Genomic DNA, 17,251 nt, shown 5'->3' with positions numbered 1-17,251 from the left:
CCTGACCGACCCGTAGGCTGAGCGCGTGACCGACTACGACCCGCCCCGGCCATGGATCGCCAGCTACGCCGACGGCGTCCCCGCCGACCTGGAGCCCGTCTCCGGCTCGCTCATCGACATCGTCGCCGCATCCGTCCGCGACTATCCGGATGCGCCGGCCCTGCAGTTCTTCGGCGCCGAGACGACATACCGCCGCATGCAGGAGCAGATCGACCGGGCCGCAGCGGGACTGCGCGCTCTCGGCGTCGGCCATGGCGACACGGTCGCGATCGTGCTGCCCAACTGCCCGCAGCACATCGTCGCGTTCTACGCGATCCTGCGCCTCGGCGCCATCGTGATCGAGCACAATCCGCTCTACACTCCGCGCGAGCTGCGCAAGCAGTTCGAGGACCACGGCGCCAAGACCGCGATCGTCTGGAGCAAGGTCGTCAAGTCCGTCCAGGACTTCCCCGCGGATCTCGCCGTCACTAACCTCATCTCGGTCGACGTCACCACGGCGATGCCGTTCGGCACGCGCCTGGCCCTGCGCCTGCCGATCGCCAAGGCGCGCGAGTCGCGGGCGGCACTCCACGAGAGGGTCTCGGGAACGGTCGAATGGGAGACGCTGCTCCGCTCCGACCCGCTGCCGGCGACGCATCCGAAGCCCGCCACCGACGACCTCGCGATCATCCAGTACACGAGCGGCACGACGGGAACCCCGAAGGGCGCGGCGCTCACCCACCGGAACCTGCTCTCCAACGCCGCGCAGGCACGCGCGTGGGTTCCCCAGATCGTGCGGGGCAACGGATGCGTCGTCTACGCGGTCCTGCCGATGTTCCACGCCTACGGACTCACCCTGTGCCTGACGTTCGCAATGTCGATGGGTGCGCGGCTCGTGCTCTTCCCGCGGTTCGATCCGGACATGGTCCTTGCCGTGACCAAGAAGCATCCGGCGACCTTCCTCCCCCTGGTGCCGCCGATCGCCGAGCGCCTCCTCCGGGCTGCGCAGGAGCAGGGCGTGTCGCTGCGGGGCACCGAGGTCGCGATCTCGGGTGCCATGGCGCTGCCGCATGAGCTCGTCGTCCCGTTCGAAGCCGCCACCGGCGGCTACCTCGTCGAGGGCTACGGCCTCTCCGAGTGCTCGCCGGTTCTGATGGCCAACCCGGTGGCTGACAACCGGGTGCCGGGCACCGTCGGCCTGCCGCTGCCCGGCACGGAGTGCCGGGTCGTCGACCCCGACGAGCCGACGAAGGATGTCGCACCCGGCGCCCCCGGCGAACTCGTGGTGCGCGGACCGCAGGTTTTCGGCGGCTACTACGGCAAGCCGGAGGAGACCGAGGCCTCGTTCACGGACGGCTGGTACCGCACCGGCGACATCGTGACGATCGACGAGGCCGGTTTCGTCCGGATCGTCGACCGTATCAAGGAGCTCATCATCACGGGCGGCTTCAACGTCGCGCCGACCGAGGTCGAGAACGTCTTGCGCCAGCATCCGGATGTCGAGGATGCCGCGGTCGTGGGCTTGCCGAGCGAGCGCTCCGGCGAGGAGGTCGTCGCGGCCGTGGTCCTCGCCCCCGGCGTCGGCGAACCCGACGTCGAGGCGATCCGCGCCTTCGCCCGCAGCATCCTGACCCCGTACAAGGTGCCGCGCCGCATCTTCGTCGTCGACGAGCTGCCGACCTCGCTCATCGGCAAGGTGCTGCGCCGCCAGGTGCGGGAATCACTGCTGCAGCTGACCACCGGCTCCTGACGGCGACCTCCTAGGAGTCGAGCGCCTGCGGCCCCTGGGTGACGAGCACGTGGAATTGCGCAGCATCCAGGATCCGCACACCGAGCTCTTCAGCCTTCGCGAGCTTGGAGCCCGCACCGGGGCCGGCAGCCACGAAGTCCGTCTTCTTCGACACGCTCGACGCGGCCTTGCCGCCGGCTTGGATGATGGCCTCCTGCGCTCCCTCGCGCGTGTAGCCGTCCAGTGAGCCCGTCGCGACCACGGTGAGCCCCTCGAGGACGCCGCCCGAGGCGACCGCCGCACCCGGACCCGGATGGCCCGGAGTGGCCCACTGGACGCCGGCAGCAGTCCATCGGTCGACGATCTCGCGGTGCCAGTCGACGTCGAACCACTCGATCAGCGAGTCCGCGATGATCCCGCCGACGCCTTCGACCTCGGCCAGTTGGTCGCGATCGGCGGCGCGGATCGCGTCGAGCGAGCCGAACCACTGCGCGAGGGCGCGCGCCGCGACCGGGCCGACGTGACGGATGTTGAGCGCGACGAGCAGGCGCCACAGCTCCTTCGTCTTCGCCTTCTCGAGTTCGGCCAGGAGTTTGACGGCAGCGGCCGAGGGCTGCGGACCCTCGATCCCCTGCTTCTTCTCGGCGGCCGTCGGGTTGCGTCGGAACGGGGTCCGCCGCACGGGCGCGCCGGTGAGCTCGTCAACCTTCATCTCGCCGGTCTCTGAATCCCGCACGACGACCGAGATCGGGACGATGTCGTCCATCGACAGGGAGAACAGGCCCGCCTCCGTCTCCAGGGGCGCGACCGACGGCGGCTCCGCCTGCGTGAGGGCGGCCGCGGTCACCTCGCCGAGCACCTCGATGTCGAGTGCGCCGCGCGAGCCGATGTGCTCGACGCGGCCCTGAACCTGCGCCGGGCACGAGCGGGCGTTCGGGCAGCGCAGGTCGATGTCGCCCTCCTTGGCCGGGCGCAGGGGGAAGCCGCACACCGGGCAGTTCGCGGGCATCACGAACTCGCGCTCGCTGCCGTCGCGCAGCTCGACGACCGGACCGAGGATCTCCGGGATGACATCGCCCGCCTTGCGCAGCACGACGGTGTCGCCGATGAGCACCCCCTTCGCCCGGACGACGTCCTGATTGTGCAGCGTCGCCTGCCGGACGACCGAGCCCGCCACCCGTGCCGGCGCCATCACGGCGTACGGGGTCGCGCGGCCGGTCCGGCCGACCGAGACGACGATGTCGAGGAGCTTGGTGTTGACCTGCTCCGGCGGGTACTTGTACGCGATCGCCCAGCGCGGCGCGCGGCTCGTGGCGCCGAGCTCGTCGTGCAGCGCGAGATCGTCGACCTTCACGACGATGCCGTCGATCTCGTGCTCGACGTCGTGGCGGTGCTCGCCGTAGTACGCGACGAAGTCGAGGACGCCGTCGATGTCGTCGCTCGTGCGGAAATACGGGCTCGTGGGCAGTCCCCATCCCGCGAGCAGTCCGTACACCTCGCTCTGCGAGGCGACCGGCGGGCTCGCCCAGGCGCCGATGCCGTGCACGAACAGCCGCAGCGACTCCAGCCGGGCCCGGCCGGCTTCGAGTTCGAGGCCGTCCTTCTTGTCCAGCTGCTGGCGCAGACCTCCGCTCGCGGCGTTGCGCGGATTCGCGAACGACGGGAACCGTCGCTCCGCGCTGATCAGGGCCTTCGTCTCGTCGAATCCCCTGCCTCGCGCTCGCGCCTCCTCGACCACCCGCTCGCGCAGCTCGGCCTGGAACGCGTTGAGCCGATCGAACGCGGCGACGGGGATGAAGACCTCGCCGCGCACCTCGACGATCGACGGATGACCGGTTCCGCTCAGGCGCTGCGGGATGCCGGCCACCCGGAGGGCGTTGACGGTGACGTCCTCGCCCACACGGCCGTCGCCGCGCGTCGCCGCGGAGGTCAGGACGCCGTTCTCGTAGCGGAGGCTGATCGCGAGGCCGTCGATCTTGAGCTCGGTCAGCCACCGCACCCGTGCACCGGCGGACGCCTGCGCCTTGACACACCACTCCCGCAGCTCTTCGGGTGAGAACACGTTGTCGAGACTCAGCATCCGCTCGGCGTGCTCGACCGGGGCGAACTGCGTGTTCTCCGCGGCGCCGACGGTGAGCGTGGGCGAGTCCTGGCCCTGCAGCTCGGGGTAGATCCGCTCGATCGCCTCGAGGCGGTGCATCCACCCGTCGTACTCCGCGTCGTCGACGACCAGGGTGTCGCGACCGTAGTACGCATCCCGCGCCTGGATGATCCGCTCGGTGAGACCGGCGGCCTCGGCACGCGCCTCGTCGAGGCTCAGCTCCAGAAGTTCGGTGATTGGGGCATCCGTCACCCCGTCAGTCTAGGAGCGGGCACCGACAGGGATGCGGGCGCCTCACACGCCGGCGGACAGGGTCGCCGCGGGGAGGGCCGAGACCGTCCGGTCGATGGTGAACTGGCCGACCACGCGCGTGCCGTCGTAGAGCACAGCGGTCTGGCCGGGCGCGACTCCCTCGAACGGGGTCTCGGGCCACACGGTTACGGACCCGTCGCGAACCTCCGCCCGTGCCGGGACGGGATCGGCGTGCGCGCGGATCTGCACGTCGCACCTCAACTCGGCCGCCTCCGGCGCGCGTCCGGCCCAGCTGAAGCGCTCCCCGGAGATCTCGCCGATCGCGAGTGCATCCTTGGGACCGACGACCACGGTGTTCGTCACCGGTCGCACCTCGAGCACGAACCGCGGCTTGCCGTCCGGAGCCGGCACGCCGAGGCGCAGTCCGCGTCGCTGTCCCACCGTGTAGGCGTGCGCGCCGTCGTGTGAGCCGACGACGGCCCCCGACGCATCCACGATGTCGCCCGTCTCGGCGCCCACCCTCTCGGCGAGCCACCCGCGCGTGTCGCCGTCCGGGATGAAGCAGATGTCGTGGCTGTCCGGCTTGTGCGCCACCGACAGGCCGCGCGACTCGGCCTCCGCGCGGACGAGGGCCTTGGACGGCGTCGCTCCGAGTGGGAAGTAGGTGTGTGCGAGCTGCTCGGCGGTCAGCACGCCGAGGACGTACGACTGGTCCTTCGCGGCGTCCGACGCGCGGTGCAACTCGAGGCCGTCCGGCGTCTCCACGAGCGAGGCGTAGTGGCCGGTGCAGACGGCGTCGAAGCCGAGCTCGACCGCACGCTCGAGGAGCGCCGCGAACTTGATGCGCTCGTTGCAGCGCATGCAGGGGTTGGGCGTGCGGCCGGCCTTGTACTCGGAGACGAAATCCTCGATGACGTCATCGCGGAAGCGCTCCGAGAAGTCCCACACATAGAAGGGGATGCCGAGGCGGTCGGCGGCGCGACGGGCGTCCATCGCGTCCTCGATCGTGCAGCAGCCGCGGCTGCCGGTGCGCAGCGTCCCGCCCGCGCGCGACAGCGCGAGGTGCACGCCGACGACGTCGTGTCCCGCCTCGACGGCCCGCGCGGCCGCGACGGCGGAATCGACACCGCCGCTCATCGCCGCCAGGATCCTCATGCCCTCAGTCTACGAGCGCCCTCCTGACAGCAGGCCCTACCCGACGTCGCCGTCGACGTAGACCCAGCGCCCGCCCCTGCGAGAGAAGCGACTGCGCTCCCGCAGCGTCCCCCGTTCGCCGCCTTCGGCCCACGAGGCCTCGAAGGCGACGATCCCGTCCGCGTCGTCTTCGCCGCCGGCGACGGTCGTGAGGATGCGCAGGCCCGTCCACCGCTGGTCTGGATCGAGGTCGAGCTGCGTCGGCCGGGTACGCGGATGCCACGTGCGAGCGAGGTGGTCGACATCCCCCGTCGCGAACGCCGTGTAGCGCGACCGCATGAGCCGCTCGGCCGTGGGCGCCGGCTGCCCCGCGAGCAGCGGACCGCAGCACGCGTCGAACGCCTCCCCGCTGCCGCACGGACACGCGTCGCCGGGCGCGGGAGCGGCGAACCGGGCTCCGAAGGACATGCACCGACCTTATGTCGAGGGCGCATGCCAAGATGACGGCATGGCCGAACGCCTCATGCTGCTCGACTCCGCGTCACTCTACTTCCGCGCCTTCTACGGCGTCCCCGACACGGTGAAGGCGCCCGACGGCACGCCCGTGAACGCCGTGCGCGGCTTCCTGGACATCATCGCGAAGCTCGTGACCCTGTACGAGCCGACGCACCTCGTCGCATGCTGGGACGACGACTGGCGGCCGCAGTGGCGGGTCGACCTCATCCCCAGCTACAAGGCGCACCGCGTCGTCGAGGTCGTCGAGGTCGGACCCGATGTGGAGGAGGTCCCCGATCCGCTCGTGGCGCAGGTCCCCCGCATCCGCGAGGCTCTGACCGCCGCGGGGATCGCGATCGTCGGAGCCGCCGAGCACGAGGCGGACGACGTCATCGGCACGCTCGCGACCCGCTCCACCCTGCCGGTGGACGTGGTGACGGGCGACCGCGACCTGTTCCAGCTGGTGGATGACGAGCGCGACGTGCGGATCGTCTACACCGCACGCGGCATGAGCAACCTCGAGAACGTGACCGACGCCGTCGTGCTCACCAAGTACGGAGTGCATGCCTCGCAGTACGCGGACTTCGCGACGCTGCGGGGCGACACCTCCGACGGCCTTCCCGGCGTCCCCGGCGTCGGTGAGAAGTCTGCGGCCACCCTGCTCAACGCCCACGGCGACCTCGCCGGCATCATCGCCGCGGCGGAGGCGGGCACCGGCATGTCCGCGGGCATCCAGGCGAAGATCCGCGCCTCCCTCCCCTACCTCGAGGTCGCACCGACCGTCGTCGGCGTGGTCCGCGACCTCGACCTCGACGTGCCCGACGCCCGCATCCGGGCGCTCGACGCCCAGGAGCGGAGGGACGCCGCTGCCCTCGCCGAGCGCGGCGGCTTCGGCTCCGCCCTGGCACGGCTGCTCGACGCCTTCGCCGGCGTTGCGGGCATCGCCGACGAGACGCCGGTACTCCCGCGGGAGTAGCGGCGTTGCCTCCGCGGGCACGGCGAACGCTCGGAAAGCCGGGCGTAGCATCGAGCGCATGCCGGATGCCGCCTGGACCCACGAGACCGCGGGGACCGGCCGGTTCCGTCCGCCGCCCGGAGTGACGCTGTACGTCCCCGTCTTCCTGGCCCTGCTCATCCAGGTGCCCCCGACCATCATCATCGCAGTCTTCTCGCATACCCGCCCGCTCGCGGCAGCGGCGAGCATCGCACTGGCGACGGCATCCGCCCTCGTGCTCCTCGCGGCGCGTGCGTTCCCCGGGCCCACCGTCGCGGTGGTGACCGCACTGGCCGTCACCGCGGTCTTCATTCCGCCGTCCTGGGGGCCGCCGTACATCTCCGTCGCCTTCGCGATCGTCGGCGCGGTCGTGCGCAGAGCCCGCGCGTGGGCTCTCATCGCGGTCGGTGCGGGCTGGCTCATCGCGGTCGGCGTCGGCGCCGCCGTCGGCATCGACTGGCATCCGCTGCGCGTCGTCGGGACGACCGCCGTCCTGGCGCTGTGCTTCGGCATCGGAGAGGGCATCCGCCGGCGCAGCGACCGCGCCGACGCCTACCGGGCCCAGCTCGCGGAACGCCGTCGCACGACGGAGCGCGAGGAGCGCGAGCGCATCGCACGCGAGCTGCACGACGTGCTCGCGCATTCCCTCAGTCAGATCTCCGTCCAGGCCGGCATGGGTCTGCACCTCTTCGACCGGGAGCCGGAGAAGGCCCGCGAGGCCCTGGCCAACATCCGCGGGCTGAGCGCAACCGGCCTCGACGAGGTCCGCGGCGTCCTGTCGTTCCTGCGCGGCGACGAGCGGTTCCCGCAGACGGCGCCGCTGACGCCCGCCCCCCAGCTGCCCGATCTCGAGCGACTCGCCGCGCAGCGCACGGGTCTCGGCCTCACCGTGGAGCTCGACGATCGACTCGCCGGCGACCTCCCGCCCTCGACCGTCCAGACGACGGCCTACCGCATCGCACAGGAGGCGCTGACGAACGTCGTGCGGCACAGCGCCGCGTCGACGGCGACGATCACGCTCCAGCGCGAAGGAGACGACCTCGTCGTCACCGTCGCCGACGACGGCATGGGAATGCAGGACGCCACGGAGGGCGCCGGCATCCGCGGCATCCGCGAGCGCGCAGCCCTGCTCGACGGCACCGCGCAGCTGACGGAGGGCGCGCGCGGGGGCACGGTCGTCACCGCGCGGCTCCCCTGGAACGGCGTGTCATGATCCGCGTCGCCCTGGCCGACGACCACCAGCTCGTGCGCGCCGGATTCCGGGCGCTCCTGGATGCCGAGCCCGACATCGAGGTCGTGGCCGAGGCATCCGGCGGCGAGGAGCTGTTGCGCGCGTTGCACGAGACCCAGGTCGACGTGGCCCTCGTCGACATCCGCATGCCGGACGGCGACGGACTCTGGGCCACCGAGCAGATCGCCGCGGATGCGGCGCTCCAGGGCGTGCGGGTCGTCATCGTGACGACGTTCGAGCTCGACGAGTACGTCGCCCGTGCGATCCGGGCCGGCGCATCCGGCTTCCTCGTCAAGGACACCGAGCCGGTCGATCTCATCCGGTCCGTCCGGGTGGTCGCGCAGGGCGATGCGCTGCTCTCGCCGAGCGTGACCCGCACGCTCCTCAGCCGCGCGGCGACCGGCCTGCGGGTCTCTCCCGCACCCGTGGGGCTCACCGACCGTGAGACGGAGGTACTGCGGCTGGTCGCCCAGGGCCTCACCAACGACGAGATCGCCGGACGCCTGTTCCTCTCACCGCTGACCGCGAAGACCCACGTCTCGCGCATCATGCAGAAGCTGCAGGCCCGCGATCGGGTGCAGCTCGTCGTGCTCGCGTACGAGTCGGGCCTCGTCGCCCCCGGCTGGCAGTAGAGCGTACTCCGCGCGGAGCAGGCGAGATCACTCCCCGCGGACGATGTGCCGCAGCTCCCGGCGGCGTTGGCTGGAGGCATCCTGCAGCGACCGCCGCGCAGGAGAAGGGAGTCCCATGTCCACCTCACTCGCCGCCTCGCTCGCGGCCGCCCACTTCGCCGGCCCGTGGATCGGGTTCGGGTGGTGGTTCCTCTTCATCCCGCTGTTCTGGATCGTCCTCTTCGTGATCCTGTTCGCGGTCTTCGGCCGTCGCTGGCGCACCGCCGCGATGAGCCGCAGCAATCCGTCCCGGCAGGCCGAGGCGACCCTCGGCGAGCGGTACGCGCAGGGCGACATCGACGAGGTCGAGTACCGCAAGCGCCTCGAGGTCCTGCGCGCCAATTCGACTGCGGGGGCGTGATCCGATGCGGGCGGTTCAGAATCCCTCTGAGCCGCCTGCATCGCGCGGGCGTGCCGTCCAGGCCCGCAGCCGGTCGAGCGGCCAGGTCGTGACGATGCGCTCCGGCGGCACCCCCAGCTTCACCGCGCGGGCGGCGCCGTGGTCGATCAAAGAGAGCTGACCGGGGGCATGCGCATCCGAGTCGATGGAGAACAGGCACCCGAGCTCGAGCGCGAGCGCGATCAGCTCATCCGGCGGATCCTGCCGCTCCGGGCGCGAGTTGATCTCCACCGCCACACCGTGCGCCGCGCACGACTCGAAGACCGCGCGGGCATCGAACGTCGACTGCGGGCGCGTGCCGCGGCTGCCCTCGACGAGCCGGCCGGTCACGTGGCCCAGGACGTCGACGTGCGGACTGGATGCCGCGGCCACCAGCCTGCGCGTCATGGGAGCGCGCTCCATCCGCAGCTTCGAATGCGCCGACGCGACGACGACGTCGAGCGCGTCGAGCATCTCCGGGGTCTGATCCAACCCGCCGTCCTCGAGGATGTCCACCTCGATGCCGGTCAGAAGCGTGAAGCCCGCCGGCGATGACGCATTGATGCCGGCGACGACCTCCCGCTGCTCCTGCAGCCGTTCCACCGACAGCCCGTTCGCGACCCGCAGCCGAGGCGAGTGGTCGGTGAGGGCGACGTACTCGTGCCCCAGGACGCGAGCGGCCTCGACCATGCTGTCGATGGGCGTGAGACCGTCGGACCATTCGCTGTGGCTGTGGAGGTCGCCCCGCAGTTTCGCCCGCAGTCCGGCCCCCGCTGTCGGCGCCTCGACACCGGCCGCCTCGCGCAGCTGGACGAGATACGCGGGCACCTGCCCGTCGAGGGCCTGCTGGATCACCGCGAAGGTCGAGTCGCCGATGCCCTTGCGACGTCGGAGGGATGCGGTGTCCCGCAGCTGCTCGTCGGTCAGACCGGTGATCGCGGCCGCGGCCGCGCGGAATGCCTTCGAGCGATAGCGCGACGCCCGCTCGCGCTCGAGGAGGAACGCGATCTCCTCGAGCGCGGCGAGCGGCGTCAGCGCCTGATCCTCTTCCGCCATGCGGAGTCAGGGTGCGAGGACTGCGGGCTTCACGATCACCGGGGCGGACGCCGTCCGGTGCAGTCCCCACCCGAAGAGGACGAACAGGATGCCGAGCCCCACCACGAGCGCGGCGACCCCGAAGGCGACCACCGACGTGAACAGCGACGCGCGCAGGAAGGATGCCGTCATCATCGTCTGGCGCGCGGGGTCGTCCGAGCTCAGCTCCGCATACGTCTTGCCGCCCGACGAGGCGAGGGCGTGCTTCTGGATGACCTCGGCCTGGGCGTAGGCCGTGAAGGGACCCGCGACGGGCTGGCCGGCGAAGGCCGCGGCGTCGTCGGACACGATGATCTTCTCGGCGCGCAGCTCGTTGGACACCGCCGCATAGGCGATCACGCCGGCGACGATCATGAAGATGCCCGCGATGATGCCGATGACGCCGACGGTCTTGACGAGCCCGAGGCTGCGCGCGGGCGGCGCGACGGACCCTTCGACCGGTGTGGTCCGTGCTGCGCCCTGCCCTACTGCGGTGGATTCCGACATGGGTCCTCCTGGATGCAATGCGAGCACACCACGGCATGCCCGCGTCGTGTTGCCGGCTGCCGTCGGCCGGCTGGTGCTCACGCTAGCGTGCGCCGAAGACCTGACACCACGTGCCGGGCCGTCGGAGATCAGACGGCGAGCTCGCGCGTCGCGGCGACCCACTCCTCGAGCTTGCGGGCGGCGGCACCGCCGTCGATCGCCGCGGCCGCGGCATCCTTCGCCTCGGCGAGTCGCTCGAGGATGGGCCGCTGCACGAGCGCCGGCTCGCGGAACAGCTGGTAGGCGACGATCCCGGCCGCGGCGTTCAGGAGCACGATGTCCCGCACCGCGCCCTCCTCGCCGGCGACCGTGCGGCGCACCACGTCGGCGTTCTGCGCGGGCGAGCCGCCGATCAGCTCGTCGATGCGGGCGAGACGGATGCCGAGATCCCGCGGGTCGATGTCGTGCTCGTGGATGTCGCCGAGGCTGACCTCCCACATCCGGCTGTGCCCCGTGGTCGTCAGTTCATCGAGTCCGTCGTCGCCGCGGAAGACCAGGGCCGTCGCGCCGCGTGTGCGGAAGACGCCCGTGATGAGCGGCACACGGTCCATCTGGGCGACGCCGACGGCATTGGCCTCGGCGCGGGCGGGATTGCACAACGGGCCGAGGAAGTTGAAGACCGTCGGGACCCCGAGCTCGGCGCGCGTCGGTCCGGCGTGCCCGAAGCCGGGGTGGAAGGCCGAGGCGAAGACGAAGGTGATACCGGTGCGCTCGAGCACCTCGGCCACGGCCTCCGGCTCGAGCATCAGCTCGACGCCGAGCTCGCGGAGGACGTCGGACGACCCCGACGACGAGCTCGCCGCCTTGTTCCCGTGCTTGACGACGGGGATGCCGGATGCAGCGGCCACGATCGCCGACATCGTCGAGACGTTCACCGTGCCGAAGCGGTCGCCACCGGTGCCGACGATGTCGAGGACGCCGGCCGGGACCGGCAGCGGCCGCGCCGCTTCGAGGATCGCGTCGCGGAACCCGACGACCTCGTCGACCGTCTCGCCCTTGGCGCGAAGGGCCACCAGGAAACCCGCGAGCTGCGAGGGCGTCGCCGCGCCCTCCATGACCTGACGCATCGCCCACGTGGACTCGGAGACGCTCAGATCGCGGCGCTCCAGCAGCGCTGACAGGATGTCGGGCCACGCGTACAGATCGGTCACGAGCACCGATCCTATCCAGCCGGGCGATTCGGGGCGTTCTCTCGGTCTCGTCTTAGGTTCCCCTAACTTCACATGGGCCGGAAATCGAGGTCGCTGATGCGAAACTCCTGCCGCGAATTCAGCAATAATGGGGAATGTGACGACCCCCGCTACTTACAACCAGGCCCTGCGCACCGTGAAGAGGCCCGACCCGGTGGCCGTCGGCACGATCGTCTGGCTCGGCAGCGAAGTGATGTTCTTCGCCGGTCTCTTCGCGATCTACTTCACACTGCGCAGCACGTCGCCCGGCCTGTGGGCCGAGATGACCCAGCACCTGAACGTGCCCTACGCGTTCGTGAACACCGTCATCCTCGTGCTGTCCTCCGTGACGTGCCAGATGGGCGTCTTCGCCGCGGAGCGCTTCCAGCCGTACACGGTGCCGAGCAACAAGCGCTGGAGCCGTTGGGGGATGGTCCCCTGGTTCTACCTGACGTTCGCCATGGGCGCCATCTTCGTCTCCGGCCAGGTGTGGGAGTACTCGCAGCTGGTCATGGAGGGCATGCCCATCCAGGCGAACGCGTACGCCTCCGCGTTCTACCTGACCACCGGCTTCCACGCCCTCCACGTGACGGGCGGCCTCATCGCATTCCTGCTGGTGATCGGCCGCGCCTACGCCGTCCGGAACTTCGGCCGCAAGGAGATGACCACCGCGATCGTCGTGTCGTACTACTGGCACTTCGTCGACGTGGTGTGGATCGCCCTGTTCGCCGTCATCTACTTCATCCGATAGAGCGGAGCTGCAAACCCCCATGGCACGAGAGAAGAAGCGCCGCCAGATCGGACGCCGTAGCCGAGTCGCCACCGCCGCACTCATCGGAGCGGGTCTCCTGTTGACCGGCGGCATCTACGCCGGTGCGTCCGCGGCGATGGCCGCGACCGACGACGGGTCGAAGACCGCGGTGAGCGCCAGCACCGTCGAGGACGGCAAGAAGCTCTTCCAGGCGAACTGCGCGACCTGTCACGGTCTCGACCTCCAGGGCACCGTCAACGGCCCGTCGCTCTACGGTGTCGGCGAGCTCGCGGTGCACTTCCAGGTGTCGACCGGTCGCATGCCGCTGCAGATGCAGGGACCGCAGGCGCCGGCCAAGCCCCCGCAGTTCACCACCGAGCAGATCAATGCCATCGCGGCGTACGTCCAGTCGGTCGCGCCCGGCCCGACCTATCCTTCCGCCGAGATCATCGACGGCAAGGGCAACGTCGCCGAGGGCGCCGAGCTGTTCCGCATCAACTGCGCGATGTGCCACAACGTGGCCGCCGCCGGTGGCGCGCTCACCGAGGGCAAGTTCGCGCCGTCGCTCGACAAGACGACTCCGCTCAACATGTACGCGGCCATGGTCACGGGCCCGCAGAACATGCCGGTGTTCAGCGACATGAACCTCACACCGGATCAGAAGCGCAACATCATCTCGGCGATCCTGTACCTGCAGAAGAACAACTCGCCCGGAGGCTTCGACCTCGGCAATCTCGGCCCCGTCTCCGAGGGCCTCTTCATCTGGATCTTCGGCATCGGCGCTCTGATCGCCATCACCGTGTGGATCACGGCGAAGTCCAACTGATCTCTAGCTAAAGGAACGTACGAGGAGCACCATGTCACACGAGGACGACCCGCTCGAGCACGAGAGAGCTTCGTGGCAGCCGTCTCCGGGACTCGCTGTCGCGGTGACCGACCCCGTGCAGAACCCCGAGCTGCCGCAGCACCGCGAGCGGGTGACAGACAGCGATCCCGCCGCCATGAAGCGCGCGGTGCGCACGGTCTACACGCTGTTCTACCTGTCGGTCGCCGGAAGCATCTGGGCCATCGCCGCCTACATGCTGTTCCCGATCGAGGACGGCCAGCCCGTCGCGATCCGCAACAACAACCTCTTCATCGGCCTCGGCATCGCCCTGGCGCTCCTGGCTCTCGGTATCGGCGCCATCCACTGGTCCAAGGCGATCATGTCGGACAAGGAGTACATCGAGCCCCGTCACGCGACGCGCGGTCGCGACACCACGCGCGAGGCGGCCGTCGAGGCCTTCGCGCTCGCCAACGAGGAGTCCGGATTCGGCCGCCGCGCCGTGATCCGCAACTCGCTGATCGCCGCCGTCGTCGCCTCGATCGCACCCGGAATCACGCTGTTCCGCGGCCTCGCACCCGAGGACACGCCCGAGCGCCCCAACGCCGGCAACCCCGTCTACCTCCTGAGCCACACGATGTGGAAGGAGGGGAGCCGCCTGGCGCACGACCCGAGCGGCACCCCGATCAAGGCGTCCGACGTCACGCTCGGCTCGGCGTTCCACGTGATCCCCGAGGACCTCGCGGCCATCAGCCACAGCGAGGGCTACCTCGAGCAGAAGGCCAAGGCCATCGTTCTGCTGATGCGCCTGCCGCAGGACCAGCTGCATCCCTCCCCCGGCAAGGAGGACTGGGCCTACGACGGAATCGTCGCCTACTCCAAGGTGTGCACGCACGTCGGCTGCCCGGTGGCTCTATACGAGCAGCAGACGCACCATCTGCTGTGCCCCTGCCACCAGTCGCAGTTCGACATCACCCACGAAGCCGCGGTCATCTTCGGCCCGGCGGCCCGTCCGCTGCCGCAGCTTCCGATCACCGTCGACTCCGAGGGCTACCTGGTCGCCCGGAGCGACTTCCACGAACCCGTCGGCCCGAGCTTCTGGGAGCGCCATTGAGTACCGCAACCGCACCCTCCCCTTCGCAGGAAGAGGTGAAGGAGAAGCCCCTCGGCGGTAGCTTCGTCGGCTGGGCCTCCAATTACATCGACGAGCGCACGAGCCTCTCCGGCTTCGTGAAGGAGCTCGGCCGCAAGATCTTCCCCGACCACTGGTCGTTCATGCTCGGCGAGATCGCGCTGTGGAGCTTCGTGGCCGTCCTGCTCTCGGGAACGTTCCTGACGTTCTTCTTCCAGGCCTCGATGGTCACGACGCACTACACGGGAACCTTCATCCCGATGCGCGGGGTCGAGATGTCGGCGGCGCTGGACTCCACGCTGAACCTGTCGTTCGACATCCGCGGCGGCCTGCTCGTCCGTCAGATCCACCACTGGGCGGCGCTGACATTCGTCGCGGGCATCGGCGTGCACATGCTGCGCATCTTCTTCACGGGCGCGTTCCGGAAGCCGCGCGAGCTGAACTGGGTGATCGGCTTCATCCTGTTCATCCTGGCGATGGCCGAGGGCTTCACGGGCTACTCGCTGCCGGACGACCTGCTCTCGGGCAACGGCCTGCGCATCATCGAGGGCATGATCCTCGGGATCCCGGTGATCGGCACGTGGACGTCGTTCCTGCTGTTCGGCGGAGAGTTCCCGGGCACCGCCATCGTGGGGCGTCTGTACACTCTCCACATCCTGCTGCTCCCGGCGATCCTCGTCGGTCTGCTCGTGCTGCACCTGATGCTGATGGTGATCAACAAGCACACGCAGTTCGCCGGACCCGGTCGCCGCAACAGCAACGTCGTGGGCTACCCGATGATGCCGATCTACATGTCGAAGATGGGCGGCTTCTTCTTCATCACCTTCGGCGTGATCGTGCTCATCGCTTCGCTGTTCACGATCAACCCGATCTGGAACTACGGCCCGTACGACCCGTCCCCGGTCTCGGCCGGTACGCAGCCCGACTGGTACATCGGCTTCGCCGACGGCGCGCTGCGTCTCGTGCCACCTCACCTCGAGTTCGTATGGCTGGATCACACGTGGTCCTTCAACATCCTGATCCCGCTCGGTGTGATCGGCCTGTTCATCGTCCTCGTGCTCATCTATCCCTTCATCGAGGGCTGGGTGACCGGCGACAAGCGCGAGCACCACATCGCGCAGCGTCCGCGCAACGCTCCGACGCGCACCGCGATCGGCGTGGCCGGCGTCATCTTCTACGCGGTGCTGTGGGCCGCGGCATCCTCCGACATCATCGCCACGCACTTCTCGCTGACGATGGAGGGCGTCATCCACGCGCTGCAGATCCTCCTCATCGTCGGACCGATCATCGGCTACTTCGTCGCCAAGCGCATCGCGATCGGTCTGCAGAAGAAGGACCGCGAGATCGTCCTGCACGGCTACGAGTCGGGTCGCATCGTCCGCCTCCCCGGCGGCGAGTACATCGAGGTCCACCAGCCCGTCGACGAGTACGAGCGCTTCAAGCTGGCCGACTTCGAGATCAACGAGCCGCTCATCGTCCGTCCGAACGCAAAGGGCCGGATCCCGTGGCACGAGCAGCTGCGTTCCGGAATGTCGCGCTGGTTCTTCGAGGACCGTCTCATCCCCCTCACGCAGGCGGAGCTGGAGGCGCACACGCACCACCAGCACGAAGAGCTGGATGAGATGGCCGAGACCGAGGCGGCGGAGATCCAGGGCGCGCACACGCGGGCGGGCTTCCCCGACGCGCCGCTGCGTCCCGTGGACACATCGAAGAGCGGTGAGATCCCGGTCCGTCCGACGAGCGTGCTGGCGACCGACCAGAACGCGCCTCGAAACGGCGACCGCGATGTCCGCGCTGCGTCCGACAGCGAGCCGAACCCGGCGTCCGACACGGACGCGGTCTCGTCCCCCGAGCCGTCCGCAGCGGCAGAGGTCGACGGCGATGAGGACACTCGCGACAAGCCGTAGGACGGCACGGAGAACGCACAGATGCCCCGTTCCGACCGCAGGGTCGGAATGGGGCATCTCGTTTCCGCTGCTCGTCGCTGGAGGCGTCAGCCTCCGCGGTCAGCCGCGCGTATCGCCCGCGTCGTCATCGACATCGTCGTCGAGCTCCTCCAGCTCCTCCGCGAAGAGGCCGGCGGCCGCCCCGTAGAACACAGGCCGCTCCCCCGCGTCCGCGTCGCCGTCGGCGATGTCGCACACCACCACCGTGACGTTGTCGCGCGTCGGGGCCGCTAGTGCGATCGCGACGAGCTCTGCGGCGACACGCGCAGGCTTGAGCGGGCGCGCGAGCGTCGCGAAGATCCGCTCCTCGGGCACGTAGTCCGTGAGTCCGTCGCTGCAGAACAGCCACCGGTCGCCCACCGCGGCGTCCGCGCGTCCGACGGTCACATGATCGTCCTCAGCCCCGGTCATCGAAGCGGTGACGATGTTGCGACGGGGATGGGATGCAGCCGCCTCCGGCGCCAGCAGGCCGTGGTCGACGAGACTCTGCACCAGCGAGTCGTCGCGCGTCTCACGCGTCGCAACCCCGGCGCGGAGCCGGTAGGCCCGCGAGTCGCCGGAATGGCCGATCAGAACGTGGCCGCCCCGTGCGACCACGATGCCGGTGAAGGTCGTGGCCATGCCCTCGAGCGACGGGTCGCGCCAGACGTGGGCCCGTAGATCCCAGTTCGCGCCGCGGAGGCGCTCGGCGAGGTCGTCCTCGTCGCGCACGTCGACGTGCGCGGCCGCGAGGCGCCTCAAGAAGGCCGCAGACGCGAGATCGCCCGCCGGTCCGCCCCCAACGCCATCGGCCACTCCCGCTCCCCAGGATGCCGTGAAAGCGGCGTCCTGGTTCTCGGAGCGGA

At 70.0% G+C, this 17,251-nt stretch carries 16 protein-coding genes; 9 read left to right on the top strand and 7 right to left on the bottom strand.

Annotated features, from left to right (window positions below):
• Positions 1-25: 25 nt before the first annotated feature.
• Entirely contained in the window at positions 26-1,729 is a 1,704-nt protein-coding gene (locus SM116_RS08035; RefSeq protein WP_320943923.1) for a long-chain-fatty-acid--CoA ligase, read from the top strand.
• A 10-nt stretch (positions 1,730-1,739) separates the two neighbouring features.
• Here SM116_RS08035 and ligA read toward each other — a convergent pair whose 3' ends face one another.
• From ligA to SM116_RS08020, 3 genes are read right to left on the bottom strand one after another with little or no spacing between them, the layout of a single operon-like run.
• A complete protein-coding gene (gene ligA, locus SM116_RS08030) occupies positions 1,740-4,061 on the bottom strand; it encodes an NAD-dependent DNA ligase LigA (RefSeq protein ID WP_320943922.1) in 2,322 nt (773 codons plus the stop codon).
• 42 nt (positions 4,062-4,103) lie between these two features.
• Entirely contained in the window at positions 4,104-5,216 is a 1,113-nt protein-coding gene (mnmA, locus tag SM116_RS08025) for a tRNA 2-thiouridine(34) synthase MnmA (RefSeq protein WP_320943921.1), read from the bottom strand.
• Between the two features lie 36 nt (positions 5,217-5,252).
• Positions 5,253-5,663 carry a YchJ family protein gene (locus SM116_RS08020; RefSeq protein ID WP_320943920.1) on the bottom strand — a complete coding sequence of 137 codons (411 nt, stop codon included), beginning with the start codon at positions 5,661-5,663 and terminating at the stop codon, positions 5,253-5,255.
• Positions 5,664-5,703: 40 nt separating this feature from the next.
• Between SM116_RS08020 and SM116_RS08015 the strand changes: the two genes are divergently transcribed.
• From SM116_RS08015 to SM116_RS08000, 4 genes are all read left to right on the top strand, one after another.
• Entirely contained in the window at positions 5,704-6,666 is a 963-nt protein-coding gene (locus SM116_RS08015) for a 5'-3' exonuclease (RefSeq protein WP_320943919.1), read from the top strand.
• Positions 6,667-6,724: 58 nt separating this feature from the next.
• Positions 6,725-7,897, top strand: coding sequence for a sensor histidine kinase (locus SM116_RS08010; protein WP_320943918.1), 1,173 nt, complete (start codon positions 6,725-6,727; stop codon positions 7,895-7,897).
• On the top strand, positions 7,894-8,547 hold the full coding sequence (locus tag SM116_RS08005; protein WP_320943917.1) for a response regulator transcription factor: 654 nt from the start codon (positions 7,894-7,896) through the stop codon (positions 8,545-8,547). The genes SM116_RS08010 and SM116_RS08005 overlap by 4 nt, the downstream gene beginning before the upstream one ends.
• Positions 8,548-8,662: 115 nt before the next feature.
• On the top strand, positions 8,663-8,947 hold the full coding sequence (locus tag SM116_RS08000; protein WP_320943916.1) for an SHOCT domain-containing protein: 285 nt from the start codon (positions 8,663-8,665) through the stop codon (positions 8,945-8,947).
• 15 nt (positions 8,948-8,962) lie between these two features.
• On the opposite strand, the gene SM116_RS07995 is transcribed toward SM116_RS08000, so the two are convergent.
• From SM116_RS07995 to trpD, 3 genes are all read right to left on the bottom strand, one after another.
• Complete coding sequence (locus SM116_RS07995; protein ID WP_425563273.1) at positions 8,963-10,021, bottom strand: PHP domain-containing protein; 1,059 nt, start codon at positions 10,019-10,021, stop codon at positions 8,963-8,965.
• A 6-nt stretch (positions 10,022-10,027) separates the two neighbouring features.
• Positions 10,028-10,546 (bottom strand): aromatic ring-opening dioxygenase LigA, encoded by a 519-nt coding sequence (locus SM116_RS07990; RefSeq protein WP_320943915.1) that lies wholly within the window; start codon positions 10,544-10,546, stop codon positions 10,028-10,030.
• Positions 10,547-10,674: 128 nt separating this feature from the next.
• Positions 10,675-11,736, bottom strand: coding sequence for an anthranilate phosphoribosyltransferase (trpD, locus tag SM116_RS07985; protein ID WP_320943914.1), 1,062 nt, complete (start codon positions 11,734-11,736; stop codon positions 10,675-10,677).
• A gap of 127 nt (positions 11,737-11,863) precedes the next feature.
• On the opposite strand from trpD, the gene ctaE reads away from it, so the two are divergent.
• Genes ctaE through qcrB form a run of 4 tightly spaced genes read left to right on the top strand, consistent with a single transcriptional unit; the run spans position 11,864 to position 16,367 of the window.
• Positions 11,864-12,505: an aa3-type cytochrome oxidase subunit III gene (gene ctaE, locus SM116_RS07980; RefSeq protein ID WP_320943913.1), complete on the top strand. Its 642-nt coding sequence runs from the start codon at positions 11,864-11,866 to the stop codon at positions 12,503-12,505.
• A 19-nt stretch (positions 12,506-12,524) separates the two neighbouring features.
• The gene (qcrC, locus tag SM116_RS07975; RefSeq protein WP_320943912.1) at positions 12,525-13,331 is read left to right on the top strand and encodes a cytochrome bc1 complex diheme cytochrome c subunit; all 807 of its coding nucleotides are present in this window, start codon (positions 12,525-12,527) and stop codon (positions 13,329-13,331) included.
• 31 nt (positions 13,332-13,362) lie between these two features.
• A complete protein-coding gene (qcrA, locus tag SM116_RS07970) occupies positions 13,363-14,442 on the top strand; it encodes a cytochrome bc1 complex Rieske iron-sulfur subunit (protein WP_320943911.1) in 1,080 nt (359 codons plus the stop codon).
• Positions 14,443-14,477: 35 nt separating this feature from the next.
• Positions 14,478-16,367, top strand: coding sequence for a cytochrome bc1 complex cytochrome b subunit (qcrB, locus tag SM116_RS07965; protein ID WP_320943910.1), 1,890 nt, complete (start codon positions 14,478-14,480; stop codon positions 16,365-16,367).
• Between the two features lie 99 nt (positions 16,368-16,466).
• Here the strand turns inward: qcrB and SM116_RS07960 are convergent, their stop codons facing one another.
• Positions 16,467-17,201, bottom strand: coding sequence for a PP2C family protein-serine/threonine phosphatase (locus SM116_RS07960; RefSeq protein ID WP_320943909.1), 735 nt, complete (start codon positions 17,199-17,201; stop codon positions 16,467-16,469).
• Between the last annotated feature and the right edge of the window lie 50 nt (positions 17,202-17,251).

Source organism: Microbacterium rhizosphaerae, from assembly GCF_034120055.1.
Classification (GTDB): Bacteria; Actinomycetota; Actinomycetes; order Actinomycetales; family Microbacteriaceae; genus Microbacterium; species Microbacterium rhizosphaerae.
The sequence above is the reverse complement of the archived record's forward strand: the minus strand, read 5'-3'. Positions and strand labels throughout refer to the sequence as shown.